13 protein-coding genes are annotated in these 14139 nt (G+C 51.1%); 9 read left to right on the forward strand and 4 right to left on the reverse strand.

Translation table 11 applies throughout. The features are described from left to right. Positions 1-30: 30 nt before the first annotated feature. From N5J69_RS19510 to N5J69_RS19535, 6 genes are read left to right on the forward strand one after another with little or no spacing between them, the layout of a single operon-like run. Complete coding sequence (locus N5J69_RS19510; RefSeq protein ID WP_008926984.1) at positions 31-348, forward strand: hypothetical protein; 318 nt, start codon at positions 31-33, stop codon at positions 346-348. Next, a complete protein-coding gene (locus N5J69_RS19515) occupies positions 345-800 on the forward strand; it encodes a hypothetical protein (RefSeq protein ID WP_008926985.1) in 456 nt (151 codons plus the stop codon). Before N5J69_RS19510 ends, N5J69_RS19515 begins: the two co-directional genes overlap by 4 nt. After that, entirely contained in the window at positions 787-1404 is a 618-nt protein-coding gene (locus N5J69_RS19520; protein WP_279772277.1) for a hypothetical protein, read from the forward strand. Before N5J69_RS19515 ends, N5J69_RS19520 begins: the two co-directional genes overlap by 14 nt. Continuing rightward, a complete protein-coding gene (locus tag N5J69_RS19525; RefSeq protein ID WP_279772278.1) occupies positions 1401-3599 on the forward strand; it encodes a head protein in 2199 nt (732 codons plus the stop codon). The genes N5J69_RS19520 and N5J69_RS19525 overlap by 4 nt, the downstream gene beginning before the upstream one ends. After that, entirely contained in the window at positions 3596-4015 is a 420-nt protein-coding gene (locus tag N5J69_RS19530; protein WP_279772279.1) for a hypothetical protein, read from the forward strand. The genes N5J69_RS19525 and N5J69_RS19530 overlap by 4 nt, the downstream gene beginning before the upstream one ends. A 46-nt stretch (positions 4016-4061) precedes the next feature. Further along, entirely contained in the window at positions 4062-5399 is a 1338-nt protein-coding gene (locus N5J69_RS19535; RefSeq protein ID WP_279772362.1) for a hypothetical protein, read from the forward strand. A 30-nt stretch (positions 5400-5429) separates the two neighbouring features. Here N5J69_RS19535 and N5J69_RS19540 read toward each other — a convergent pair whose 3' ends face one another. Further along, a complete protein-coding gene (locus N5J69_RS19540) occupies positions 5430-7151 on the reverse strand; it encodes a hypothetical protein (protein WP_279772280.1) in 1722 nt (573 codons plus the stop codon). A gap of 129 nt (positions 7152-7280) precedes the next feature. Between N5J69_RS19540 and N5J69_RS19545 the strand changes: the two genes are divergently transcribed. Beyond that, on the forward strand, positions 7281-7772 hold the full coding sequence (locus tag N5J69_RS19545; protein ID WP_279772281.1) for a glycoside hydrolase family 104 protein: 492 nt from the start codon (positions 7281-7283) through the stop codon (positions 7770-7772). Here the strand turns inward: N5J69_RS19545 and N5J69_RS19550 are convergent. Together N5J69_RS19550 and N5J69_RS19555 are read right to left on the reverse strand one after the other, a co-directional pair. Beyond that, a complete protein-coding gene (locus tag N5J69_RS19550) occupies positions 7769-8659 on the reverse strand; it encodes a hypothetical protein (RefSeq protein ID WP_279772282.1) in 891 nt (296 codons plus the stop codon). The two genes, N5J69_RS19545 and N5J69_RS19550, sit on opposite strands and share 4 nt — an antisense overlap. Before the next feature lie 363 nt (positions 8660-9022). Next, the gene (locus tag N5J69_RS19555; protein WP_279772283.1) at positions 9023-10024 is read right to left on the reverse strand and encodes a head processing protein; all 1002 of its coding nucleotides are present in this window, start codon (positions 10022-10024) and stop codon (positions 9023-9025) included. 480 nt (positions 10025-10504) lie between these two features. Here N5J69_RS19555 and N5J69_RS19560 point away from each other — a divergent pair, with 480 nt between their 5' ends. Further along, on the forward strand, positions 10505-10708 hold the full coding sequence (locus tag N5J69_RS19560) for a hypothetical protein (protein ID WP_279772284.1): 204 nt from the start codon (positions 10505-10507) through the stop codon (positions 10706-10708). Between the two features lie 228 nt (positions 10709-10936). Beyond that, complete coding sequence (locus tag N5J69_RS19565) at positions 10937-11383, forward strand: hypothetical protein (RefSeq protein ID WP_279772285.1); 447 nt, start codon at positions 10937-10939, stop codon at positions 11381-11383. A gap of 1017 nt (positions 11384-12400) precedes the next feature. Here N5J69_RS19565 and N5J69_RS19570 read toward each other — a convergent pair. After that, positions 12401-14101, reverse strand: coding sequence for a phage portal protein (locus N5J69_RS19570; protein WP_279772286.1), 1701 nt, complete (start codon positions 14099-14101; stop codon positions 12401-12403). Between the last annotated feature and the right edge of the window lie 38 nt (positions 14102-14139).

Below are 14139 nucleotides of genomic sequence, written 5' to 3' on the forward strand. Positions count from 1 at the left end.
CACCTGATTACCAGGTGCTAAGGGGGGTATGTGACCGATGTAGAAAAAATGCTCGCGGTTTCGCTTCTCCTGTCTTTGCTGAGTGGCACAGGCGTTTTCCTGCTGGGAGTGCGCGAATACCGGATCCGACCGACGGTATTCAACTTTACCACCGAGCTTGTGCTGGCGCTGATTACGGGCCTCACGGCCTATTTCTTTGCCCGCCAGCAGGGACTGGACGAAATCGTGATTTACCTTGCCGTGTTAGTTGCAAGCAACAACTGGCGAGAACTCTCAACCGTGTTTAAAGAAAGACTCATTGCGGCAATAAATGGCGTATTTGGGTCAAAAGGAGGCTCCGGCCCATGATTGATTACCAGAACCTGTTTATCACAGCGATGGCGGCGGCGATGGTTGTCGATCGCTGCGCCTTTGCCCGTAAAAAAGTGTCTCTGCTGGGATGTGGCGTGGCCACTGTGCGCGGCAACGCGCTGGCATTCCCGGTCCGCCTCAACATTGCCTGCGTGGGTAAACTTGCAGGAGCCAAAATTGAGTACTGGCTGCGCGATAGTAATGATCCGACAGTGGTCATTTCCGGCAAGCAGCGCACGCTGGACCTCTCACCAAAAGGCGTGAGTGAAGAGTTTTTGCTGATTGATACGCGCTATCTGGAACCGGGCGAGTGGTCACTGACAGTGCGCGTGACCCACGGTAACAGCCGCCTGAACCCGCTTTATCGCATTTTCCCGCTTCAGGATACCGTCACCAGAACCTACCAGCTGAGCCAGTCAGAGCAGGGGGAATACCGTGTCGAATCCTAAGACCTACGTCCTGCTGAGCTTTGACGAGCTCAACGAGAAGGGGCTGGCAAAGCTGAAAAAGGCGATCGCCACCAGCGGCTTTGAAGTAGCCAAAATCACCGCCGCCGGCGCAGCCCGGAAAAAGGATGGCGTTCTCACTAAAACCTTCAGCCTCACCGGCATGGACGAGCAGGTTATGACCGTGCAGGTTAACGACAGCGGCGACATTTCCGGCCTGAAGCTGAACGGTAAAAACGTGCCATTTACCCACGTCACCACGATCCCCGACCTGGGACGCCAGCTGGCTGCGTTATTTAAAAAAGGCTCGACGGCATTCCAGAAGGCGCTGGCGCGCAAGATGGCACGCGTCGCCGCCAGCAAAGACGACTCACCGCAGCCAAAACGCGGCGTGAAATCGTCAGTTCAGCTGCTGGCCGAAGTGCGCCAGCAGCGTGACGCCTATAAAGCGGGTATCGCAGACACCCAGGCGAAGGCTGACCAGCTGACGCGGGATGCCGATGCGGCACAGAAAAACGCGGACAGCTTACAGACCGAGCTTAATCAGGAGCAGGCGATCACCCGCCAGCTGAAAGAGCAGATCGCCCAACTGGAAGAGGCAGCATGATGAATGAGATTTTAAGCAACCGTATGGTGCTGGACCTCCAGAACCGCACACCGGGCGCAGTGCTGGCGCAGGCGGTTTATGACGGCCTGATGACCGGCAGCAGCGCGGATATGATGCTGGAAAGCGCCACGATCGACGACATCGATCACACCTATCTGGGAAATGAAAGCCTGGTGCAGGGTGCGATGTTTGAAGCGATCAGCACCGAGCGCATGCGTCTGGCGCAGACCATGCGCGCCTTTGTGAAGGCCTTAAACCGTGGCCTGAACGGGACCAACATCAGCGCCGGCACTGACGATGCTGGCGCTGATACGACCGGACAGAAAACCGTGGGCGGCGCGGTGATTGGTAAAGTGCGCCGTGTGGCCAGCATACCGGTCATGAGTGCGTTGATCCCATTATCAGACGGGCAAAGCGTGTCGCTGGTGTTCCACTCTCCGACCGCTGACAACGGCAAAATCCGCAATCAGGATACGCTGGTAGCGTTTCAGTTCCTGATCAACAAGCGCGATGTGACGCACATTGTGGCTCCGATCGGCGGACGGGATGTATCGCTGCAGCAGGTTACGCAGGCGCTTTCTAACCTGATCGAGAAGAACAGCGGCAAGTTTACAAAGCAGAAGGACGCACAGACGAAGCTGCGCGCCGAAGTGGAAACCACGCAAGCTGAAACGGACAAGCTGGCTGAGCAGCAGTCTGCATTGCTGGAGGTGGTGGATGCACAAACCGCGCGCGTGCAGATGCAGCAGGATAATGAGCAGACGCTGCGCGGCAAAGTTGCGGCACAGCGCCAGATTAATGCCGACCTTACCGGACAGCTGGCGGCGCTGCAGCAGGCGAAAGCCAGTGAGCCTGAGATCACGGACACTTTCAGCGATCGCACTATCCAGGTTAAAGCGCGCCTGAATATGGACGGACAGGCGACGCTGAGCAACGGCGCGACGGTTCGATATCACAGCTATGACCAGGACGGACAGCTTAAAGGAAAGGTGATCATCACCGAAGCGGACGGGACCAAGTTTGAAATGCCGTCCAAATCCAGCCAGGGCGCTGAGATGGGTAAAGCGGCTACCAAACTGCTGAAAGCCTATCGCACCGGTGCGGTGGATCCATATCGCGTTGCGGCAGGTGCGGCAGCGCCGGTAGAGCCCGGACCTCAGCCGCAACCTGAACCAACGCCACAGCCTGAACCAGCGCCGCAGCCTGAACCACAGCCAGAGCCACAACCGGAACCTGTCACAACTGCAGCAGTCTGGCGCTATGCCCTGGTGAACCGGCCAGTAGGTATCGGCGCGGTACCGCCTGAATATGCCTCCGTTACCGCCCAGCCTGCAGCGGGCCAGCCGTATAGCGGCGTTGCCCGCAACGGCATCATTTCCTACGACCGTCCGCTGACCGACAAAGAGATTGCCGACTTTGAGCTGAAGCTGATCCCGACACATGCGGATCTCGATGCGCTGGCCGTCACCGTGGCCGACAAGATGGGTGATTACGCCGAACAGTATCTGGAAATGTCCGTAGAAGACCCGGACACCTATGCAAAACAGGTGCGCATGGTTGCCCGTAAAAACCTGACTGGCGTGGCCTACCCTGAAGGCGAAGACCTGACCTACTTCAACCAGGCCATTAATGCCAGATTGCAGACCCTGGCCGCAGGTGAGCCAAAACAGGAAGAGACAGACGTGACTGACGACCGTGAAAGCACTGACCCATTCTGGATGGCGGCGAAACGCATGGGCGATCTCGTAGGCTGGGCGTCTGACCTGGTAAATGCCTGGGCCGAAGCGCTGGGTTATGGCAGTGAGCAGGTCAAGCAGGCAGCGGACTACGTGGAAGCTAATCAGAGTCCTGAGTATTTGAAGGCAGTGGAGACCGCGATGATTACCGGCAAGCGTATTCCGCTGGTGGAGGAACTGAGCACAGGTGAGCCACAGCCGGAACCGCAGCCAGCACCGGAACCAGTGCCGGAAGCTGACACCGAAGCACAGAAGGCGATTGATTACCTCCAGGGGCTGACCGCGCTCGATACCGACGATATGGACGTGATCCGCGCTGGACGCAGTCAGGTCCGGGAAGCCATCGCAGCACTGACGGCCGCGGGCGTGTTCGATGAAAACGAGTCCCTGGTCAATGACGCCGTGCAGCACCTGAGCGATCTGCTGGTGGCCGTGCAGCGTAATGGGGTGGCCGCATGAGCCTGACTGCACTGCAAAAGCTGGACTTAGCCGACCAGCTGGACGAGCTGATCATCAAAGCGCCGACCGTGAAGGGGCTGGACCTGCTGGATCTCAATGACCAGATGGAGGCGATCATGCTCCAGCTGGGTTATGGCGCTGCACCAGCACCCGCCACCAGCGCACCCGTTCCGGTCCCGGAGCCAGCGTCCCTCCTGATACCCGAACCTGAGCCACAGCCGGAGCCTGTGAAAGAAGATCAGCCTGTTCCGGAAGTTGTTACTGACTTTCTGGCCGGGAAGTTCACCAGCCAGGCACAGCTGGATTTTGTCGAGACGCTGCGCCGCGTCGGTGACTACATCGGCGTCTATCTGGAGCTCGACGACGCCAGACAACAGACCGCCAGTTGGATAGCGGCCAGCGGCCTCGCTACTTAATCATCACCCCGTTTCGGCGGGGTTTTTTATTCCCGGAATCAAAATGCTGAACGAGAAAATTCGAAATCTGCTGAGCGACGCTGGCAGCATATTTGCCCTGATTGGGCTGGTGGGCTCACTGCGTAAAGCGCAGACCACAACGGGGCGATCGTCATACGTTGTCACCGGCAAAGGGCAGGAAGTAAAGACCGCATTTAAGGTGGTGGATGCGCGCCACCTGATTATCTCCAACAACCTCGATGGCACCATCAACTCGCTGTTTCCGGCAGAGCTGCAGCCACGCGACCGCACGCGCCTGACCAGTAAAGTTCAGGTTTCCAAAATCGCGGGCAACCTCCGACCGGCGAAGCTGACTGATTCAGGCATGAGCAGCCACGGCGCGCCAATCGTGGGCGCTGATAACGTGGTGGAGTCGGGCAATGGCCGCTCGATGGGGATCACACGCGCCTATGAGCAGGGACAGGCCGACGAGTACAGGCAGTACCTGATTGAGCACGCAAAAGATTACGGCCTTAAAGCGTCGGATATCGCGCAAATGGACATGCCGGTACTGGTGCGTGAGCGCATTACCGATGTTGACCGTGCGCAGTTTGCGAAAGACTCCAACCTCTCCGATTTACAGGAAATGGCAGCGAGTGAGAAGGCCTTTGTTGATGCCGAAATGCTCGATGAGCGTCTGATGGCCATCTTCAATCCGTCCGACGACGGCAACCTTCTGGCACGCTCAAACGACGGTTTTATCCGGGCATTCATGAAAGAGATTGGCGACACAGCAACCGCAGGCTTGCTGACCGAAGACGGGCGCCCGACGAAGCAGCTGATTGACCGCATGCAGAATGCGATCTTTGCCCGCGCCTACAAGGATGAACGCCTGGTTAAGCTGGTTTCTGAAGAGCCGGATCCTGAAATGCGCAACATCCTGACGGCACTCAATACGGCGGCCAGCGAGTTTGCGCAAATGCAGATGCTGTCCGGAGACGTTCACCGGCAGGCCGTCACCGGGCTGGTGGACGGGGTACAATCAGTTGATGGGCTTGATCAGCAGGCAATCGCCGCGCTACAGGATGCGATTAAGCTGGTGCGCCAGGCAAAAGACAGCGGGCAGGCTATACAGGAAGTGCTGGCACAGCAGGGACTGTTTGAGGAATCCAGCGAAGAGGCCGAAGCATTGGCGCTGTTTATCGTGGCAAACAACCGCAGCGCGAAACGCATTGGGGCCGCGTTTAAAAAGATGGCGCAGAAAATTAACGACGAGCTGTTACACCAGCAGCAGGCGCTGGGGGATATGTTCGGCGGCGGTGATCTGACGCTGACTGACGTTCTCATCGCAGTATCTGGCGAGATTGAAGATGAGTTTGGAGAGGGTAAGGGGCTGACTTTATAAATTGTGGGCACATAGTGTGCCCACAAAAGATTAAACAAAAGTATAGAAGTTTTTTATGTTACTAACCAATTTACTAACTTTGACTCCCGCGCTAGCATCGTCATCCTTAGTGGCTTCATCAACCGGTTTATTATTTACTTCAAGGCTTAGTATATCTAATACATGCCAATGATTTTCATTATCCTCTATGATTATCTTACCGGTTTTTACTATTCTGGCGGTAGGGGTCTTTTTTAAGTCAAAGGAGTATATTTTCCCTCCAGGGAATTTTTCATCACAATATAATGGAGCAAGTTTTTTTCTAAAATTAATTAAACCCGTCTGTTTAAAACAATCTCTAGCTTCTTCTGGTGTTAAAATCTCTGCCTTAATCATGTTATAAACTTTGAATAACTCATAACAAGTTGTCATGCCTCGATTTGCTATTCTTGCATCGTCAATTTGGCTTCCTTTAAAAGGAGGGTTGTCTCGCTCTTCAGGTGCTTTAAAACGTTGATGATTTACTATATATATAGCTCTGAATGTATAATCTAAGAGTCCACTTCTTTCTGCAGCGTCTCGTTTTCGCAACGCTATTTTATCTGGTTGAGAGCAATCGCTATCCTGTGACGTACCACCAATACCTTTACACTCAATTATGTAAGAAAAATTCTCAGATAGTTTTATGTTTATATCTTCTTCGAATAACCCATCTACTGACACACTATCATCAGGTAAAGATATATTCTCAAAACCTATATATTTTAAGAACTTATAAACTGAGGTAACAAGTTTATCTGATTGATCTACTAAAAGACTTTTAACCCATAAATTCTCTTCTCGCTGAGATATTTCATTCAATTCACTCTGGAGTTTAAAAAGCCTATCATTATGGTTTTTAATTTCTTTTTGTATGGATATGGTTTTTAATTTTTCTTCATGTGAAATATATTCGTAGTCATTAGCCCATTTAAATCTTCCAAAGTTTTTTAATGTATCCGAAAAGAAAGGTATATCTACTTCAGGTAGGACTGAAGTGAAAAGCTCTAAAAGAAACTCTTTTTTGTTATGTATGTCAGGTAGGTATAAAAATATTTTGCTATTAATTACCTCATATTTGGCTATTATTTCTTTTGATTTGGATAGCATCAAAGCTCTACTCAAATTATCATTGAGCGTGTAAGCGACCCCATACTTTGAATTAGTCTCGTATTTTTTTATTAGTTTTATTATCCCTGTAAGCCTGTCATCTTGGTGTGCTGGCTCGACAAATATCGATCCCACCTTGGATTTAGCGTTTGATTCCTCGAAAGATTGATAGCCCAAGCTATCAACAGTGAATCTTTTGTCTTTTTTTTCGCCATCCCTATATAAAATATTAACTCTGTTTAAAGTGCTTGAATAGTATTTTTGGGCAAAGAAGATGATGCACTGTGGCGATGTATTATCCTGTAAGCTATCCATTATGTGAAGCATATCAAAAGATGTTAGATTTATAAATTTGGAGTTGTCTTTTGTCGTGAATTGAAAGAAGCCCTTGCCCGTATTTTTCTTTGCTGGCCTGGATTCGTTTGAAATGACTATATAATCCATTTCATGAATATTAGCTGGTGTTAGTTTGTTAACCCTAATTATTTCATTAGGATTATCTTTTGTTTTTGATAAAAGCCCATTGATTTCAGAATCATATACCTCAAAATTCTCTTTAACCAAAGCGCCTTCAATACAGTCATCCAAATTTATAAGCTGAATCAGTACTTTTTCAGTGTTCATCGTGCTTCCATGGTTATGCTTTTTTTTGATTTTAACACTGGAAGTCTACAAAGTAACTTTTAGAAATAACTGTGTAAATTACAAACTATCTATATTGGCGCTCCTATTAACACTGTGAGCGGAACCAAAATGTACCAATCCCCGAACCGTAAAGCCTTTGGCGACATGCTGGCCTTTTCCGAAGGCACCAGTACACACCCGTTAACCCGTATGCGCGGCTACGACGTCATCGTGACCGGGCTGGGCGAAAAGCAGGGCGAAATCTTCACCGATTTCAGCGATCACCCGTTTGCGCATCGTCAGGCAAAACAGATTAATCACGGCGGCCTGGCATCAACAGCTGCGGGCCGCTATCAGCAGCTTTATCGCTACTGGCCTGCCTACAAAAAGCAGCTGACCCTGCCTGATTTTAGTCCCGCCTCACAGGAACGATTACTCGATCAGCTGCTGAAAGAGCAGGGTGCTTATGCCGACGTTCTGGCTGGGCGGATCCGCACGGCGATCGGCAAAACTAACGATATCTGGGCCTCGCTCACTGGTTCGCCGTATGGTCAGAAAACGCACAAGATTGAAGTGCTACTGACGGCCTATGTGAACGCTGGTGGCACTGTTACCGACTAACAACCGCGAAAGCCTTCCGGTATGACTGAGTAATCCACACCCGCCGAAAAGCTGCCGCTCAATGGGTCAGAGTAGCGGCGGCCTTTCGGCTTCCTGCCACCAGCAGGCTTTGCCCTGAAGGTAGACTTCAGCGTCTGGTAGGCTTCATGCAGTACACCGCCTTTTCGCTGAAACTCTTCAGCGCTACGTTCGTTCTGCGCTGCTGACGATGCAGCCGCCAGCTGCTTTTGCGTGTTCTGGTAGAGCCCGAATTTTTTCACCGCGGCCGGTTGAGGTTCTGACGATTTTTCAACCACAGAATTTAATGGTTTCCTATTGTGTATTTCTCTTTTACTGGAGGGATCTCTTAATTCTTGTTGGTCAGATTGACCAGGGGGAGCCTGTTCATTCTGACTAGGGGTGCTGTGGATAAAATCGTTTTTAAAGAATGCTTTAGCGATAACTCTCCGGACTATGGTCTGGCGTCCGGACGGCTTCAGATTTGCCTCTTTCAGGGCTTCCAGGCTGGCCCGGACAAAGGACAGCGCTTTACTGGTAAACGTGTATTTACTGGGCTTGCTGACGCTGTGATTTTTCTCGTCACGCTGCTCTTCATAGTTGAGGATCCCCAGTTTGACTGCAGCACGATAAGCACGCTGAACTGTAGAGATACTGCAACCGGCTTCTTCGGCCAGATTCCTGAGCGATTTAATGATGATGAAATCGGACGTGGAACCAGCCAGATTGCAGGCGAATTTTAAGACACGTGTAACTGACTTCGGGAGGGGGGAAAGTTCGATAATATGGGTGAGATCAAAGCCTGTAATTCGGACAGAACTGTGCTCGTTATTTGAGCGAAATGCGGGAAAAGTGTTGCCGGGATCGGCGCTTTTAGCTACTATAGACACGCTTTTGAGTCCTTGATATTTGGGACATGGGCATGCCTTAATTCCTTGCTACTGGGAATTAAGAGATGATGTCCTCCACGAGACAGCAGGTGCAATGCCTGTGTCAGTGGTTTAAAAGCAACTTCCTGCTACAGAAGCTGTACGGCACAACGCCGGTGTGGTCCGCAAAACCACACAATGTTGTTTAAAAATCGTCTGCGCTAACAGGCGATTTTTTTTCGTCTTCACATTCAGCCGCTAAACTGAATTTGAGGCCGGATGATAAACGCGATCCGACAAAGGATCAACACTCAGTTTTTTCCTAATTTTTAGTTATGACTAAAACGTGCCCCCAGTTTCAGGGCACGATTTCTTTTTCCCTTCTTATCGTGTGTTAATCCACAGCAGCGGTGCTGAGACCACGGCTGGCGGGCGCGTCTCTGGTAATGCGTGCTGGTGGGCGGTTCCGATCGGTAGCGTGGCAGTCGCATTTGTGCCGATTGATTCCAGCATTGCCGCGACGATCTGCGCATCTTCCGGCGTATCCATCCGGCATAATGCCGCCTGCTGGGCTTTACTTAAAAACAGCGGCATGTTAGCCAGCGCATCCTTCATAATCCGGCGGCGCGCCTTTGCAACAGTACCTGCACTCTCGATCATCAGCTGCGTGTTGCGCAGACGTTCCTCCAGCTCCAAACGCTTTCCATGCTCGATGTGAAGCGCAGATTCCATCAGCGAAGAATCCGCAGACTCCAGCATTGCCGCCTGGCCGCGCAGGGTTTCAAAATGCTGAATAATGTCGGCCGCCTGGTTCTCCGAATACCCCTTTTCAATCAGGCCTGCGTGCATAGCGTCAGCGCGTTCGCTGGCCGACTCCAGCAGCAGAGCAGGGTGATCCTGACTGATGTAGTTCGGATTGGTCACATAATCGAAGCCGTGGAAGCTGGTCACTTTGGAAATGGCGTTATCATCACCGCCAGTCGCCCACGACCAGCCACCAGCGCGAGAACGGTTCATGCCGTCAACGATGTTGCCAGGCTCAGTGTCCAGAATCTCCTGAACGTGAGTCACAATGCCGTTATCGTCCACGCTGACATCCAGCGTACGGTTAGACGGTACGTTTTCCAGCGTCACCGGCTTCCCGTCAACCATGACAACCGCAAATTCCGGCAGATTGAGCCGCCCGGTCTTAGCGTAATAGGCGGCGCGGCGTCCGTGGCCGTAATATCCGAACATTTCCCCCAGCTGGATTCTCTCCAGAGTTTCGGGGCTGGCGAACGTCTCGCGGACAGAGCGCAGCAGGTAGTTGCGATCATTCTGTGGAGTAAATCGACGAATTTTATCAATCAATGAAAAACGATCCGTCACCGTGCGGAGTGCTTCCATAAATACCTCATATTCACAGGGTTATGCCCCGCAGAGCGGCGGCAGCGCTGGCGATAGCCTGCGTGAAAAGATGGTAGGGAGGTTGTAATTTGTCAGGGTAGCGATTCTTCGATTATCAGTGGATCTAATAACCAGTGGATAATTTCATATTAGAAATATTGAATTTATCCGCGCCGGGGATATAGTGTGCGCGCCACTGTAAAACAGGGGTCGGGATTGGAACCCCGAACGAATGTACGAGGAGGCACTTAGTGCCTCCGGCGCTACCACGTCTGGAGTTTGCCAGATGTTTCAATGGTGGCGTTGGCGGGGCTACCTTCGGGTAGGCCGGTCTCCTCGTACGCCGGTAGTTCCAACCCTGTCAACGTCACCACCCGGAGATTGGAAGCTCCCGTTGTGACGCATCTCAAAGCACAGGGAGCATTTCATGTCTGATATCCCCGACACGCCATCCCAGCAGCAACAGGTTTTAACCACGCCATGACAGCTATCAGCCAGACTGAAAGTAATATCTGTCGTCGTGCCAAGTGGGGTGATACACCTGTTCATGTATTCACTGAAACAAATGCCGACAGTCAGATGCAGTTTATTGTCATGAGCGAGTCTGGCGTACTGTCTTTTTATGATCCTACTCCTGACGACATTATTTCAGCTGACTGGAAAGTTATTTCGCTGCTACACTAAAGCGTCATAATTTTCCTTATGGCTGAGATATCAGGTCCGGTACAGGTTGCGTGGGTTAATTTAGTTTAATTAACTCTGCACGTCAGGGATTCTCATTTGGGTACGTAAAATTCAGTGCCAGGCTGAATTTACAGGATTCATACCCGCAGACCAATTACTAATAATAATAATCAATATCATTATCTTTCTCCTGTTGAATCAGGATCAATACAGCTTAAAGGAATTGGCATGTTAGAAGCAAAGAAATACTACGTCTCCGTTCACTATGAAAGCGGCACTCTGTTGCACCGTGAAGGCTGTAAACTTCTCCCAAAAACGCCTGAAAGCCGGATATTTATCGGCACGCTCTACACCACGCAACAGGCAATGACTGTGGCACTGGGCCATCACAGTAATTCTGAGCGATGCCCTGTATGTTTAAAAATCCAGAATCCTGAAGAAAAAGACTCTCGCAAAGAGCGGTTGCTTAAGCTCAGTCAGAAACCTAAAAAGAGGCCTGCGCCCAAAGCAAAGAAGGCGATGGCGACGCAGACATGCCAGCCTGTTAAGGCTGCTGCTCTTCTGATGAAACAGGCAATTGCGCAGGAGCAGGCCGGTCCGCAGCAGGTTGTGAAAATTAAAAAAGGTGTTGAGGCTGTTGCTGTGCAACATTTTGTCTATGACTGGCCTAATTAGCTGCATCCAACATCGCAAAGCAGCTTACTGAGAAGTGGCTGTCTGTAACCGCACGAAGGCTTACTCCAGTGCGGTTTTTTTTGCCTGCAATTAAGATGTTATTAAGCATTAACATAATAACCCTTAATGATAATTTTTGGTGTTAACTAAACAGGAAGCAGTAATTTTAATGATCAGGGTGAAATTACCTCTTGTTTTGTTTAATGAGTTTAGGTAGGGCGACAAAATGCAATGCAGTAAAATTCATTTTTACATGGCTTTTTTAGCCTGGCATGATTCTCATTAGAAATACTGAATTGGCTATGATTTTCCGATGTGAAGATTGAAATTCAGACATTTACATGTCACTAAGTGATTATCTTGCAAAAAATGCAATTAGTGATTAGGGCAGGGTAAATGTAGAGTTCGCTAAAAAATGTTTTAAAATTAAAATCAGAGTGCTAAATTTTATTAACGCAGACGAGCTAATGTGAAAAAGTTTGATATATAAATTTTACATAGACACGACTGCGGCTATCACGGATTATGGATAATTACGAATAGCATCAATTCCGAATGGTACTTCCATTACACGCAGCAAAAGGATATGGCATGTACAGCGCCATAAAGTTCTACGTCAGTGACCACGGAAACAGCGGGTTACTGCTGCACCGGATTGACTGCCCCCGGCTACCCGCTAAGGAAGGCAGGACATTTATAGGCAGCTGTTATTCACTGTTACAGGCGCTGAGCGTGGCAAAAAGAAGTTACACAGGGGTGATGCCGTGTCCATACTGCGCGGCACTTCCTGAGATAAACGCAGCTGAATCTGATGCATCTGTTTTATTAAACACTGCCCGGAAGCCGCAAAAAAAATAAGTTGCTTAATAATCTCGCTAATCCGATCGCAATATGTGGTAGTGAGATTATCTAGCATTGTAATACCTCTCTGTTTTCATCTCCATCAATCGCGCTGATAAGACTTTTATCAACCGCACACCTTCCTGAATATAGTGTGCGGTCTTTTTTTAACGCTGATCAGCTGTCGGGCATTGTCACATAACGGGCAAATGCCACCAGCTCGTCATGCGTCCAGCTTGCCGGATCCGAACCGTCAGGCGCTGATTCATTTATCATGCTGCCATTACCGCCTTCCTCATCCTGCGCGTTCGCCTTCTTCCTGCTCTTCTCAAACTCCGCCAGCATTTTGTCGAGCGTGCCGCCGTCCATTTTCAGTTGATCGCTGAACAGGTAGCGCATGAACGTGTCGTTCTCCGCCAGCTTGTTGTTGGCCTGCAGCGCATCCATGACCTGCACCATCAGGGTAATGAAGTTGGCGCGGGCGTCCATTTCGCGGCTTTCTTCTTCCTGAATGGCGGTGTTCATCGAGTTGAACTGAACTACATAGGGCCGATCCTTAACCGGATAAACCTTGCCGTATTTGAACGCCAGGTGAATATCGATCAGCCGGTAAATCATTTCCTGCGCGCTCTGTCGCAGCCACTGCGCCCGGAGTGCCGCCTGTATAGCCGTCTGAATCCAGCCGCCTTCACCCAGCCCGCCCGCCATCTGATCGGCCCACCCCAGCATAGTCGAGTCGATACCGAGCGCAGCGCACAGCTGGCGCAGGTGAAACATCACGTCCTCAATGCCGGTAATGTCCGCCGGTATTGACTGCGTGTCGATCGTAATGCCGTTTTTACCGTCTCCCATCACCGGGATCACATGGTTCATCACGGTTGGCATTGTGTTGCCGTTAACCGCTTTTTTCTGGAGTGCTTCGCCGTGGCGCTTGAGCGTCTGTGACACAGTGCGGGTGTAGTTCGCACCGACAACCGGATCGAGTGAGTTGGTTGTCAGGGCAATCAGGCGGTCAATTTTGGCGGCGTTGTAGCGCGTTGCCTTCAGCGCATTCAGCGCGCCGACCAGATTCAGGAAAGGCTCATAGGCATGCGCCAGGAAGCTGGTGCCGTAGTTCTGTGTCTCCGCAACCTCCTTGTCCTCTTCCTCTGATAGCAGAGAGTAACCACGATTACCGGACGTCACGGGTTGAACGTTGCGTGTCGGGGTCCAGTACGGATTTTTCATCGGGACCAGGGACCACGGCGTAGATAATGTGCGGGTATGGGTGTCTGGCGAAAGCACATAATCCCCGCCGAACCCCACCAGCTGATCGCCTTTGTAAAACTCCTGGATGAAGTAGGGCAAGGAGTAATAGCTGTTTTCCAGGCTGGTGATCCCTTTCCCTGAGCGGGCATAAGGGCGCACATAGGACACGCCGAAAATCGCCATTGTCATAGCCAGCGACGGCAGGTGTCGGTTAATCATCGCGCCTAAATCATACTGCAGCTCTTTGGCCCGCGCCGCGCCTTCTGCGTCGGACGGGTCAACCGGCACAATAGAGAATGCCAGCCCAGTTTTTTTGTCCGGCGCGAGTGCGTGGCCAATGTGGATATTCAGTGCGGCTGAGCACGTTGGGCTATTCGCCATTTCCTCCAGAATCGCATAGCGCTGCAGTCTGTCCAGCGGCAGCTCCGCGCCCAGGAAAAGACTGTCGCCTGCGGAAGTCATTTCCCCGGCATTTCCCTCGTTGTAAGCCATTGCCGCCAGCCCGGACCGTGAGACGACCACGTTCTGTCCGTTGGTCCAGGCGAGGCTTTGCGGTGCCTCTGTCGCCGCGCCCCGGAATGCCTGCCTCAATGCGCTTAAAACAGACAACGCCTTATTTTTAGTAGCCAAAGTTATACGCCCTATTTAATAAACCTTTAGAATAAGAT

Source organism: Pantoea sp. GD03673, from assembly GCF_029844725.1.
Taxonomy (GTDB): Bacteria; Pseudomonadota; Gammaproteobacteria; order Enterobacterales; family Enterobacteriaceae; genus Pantoea.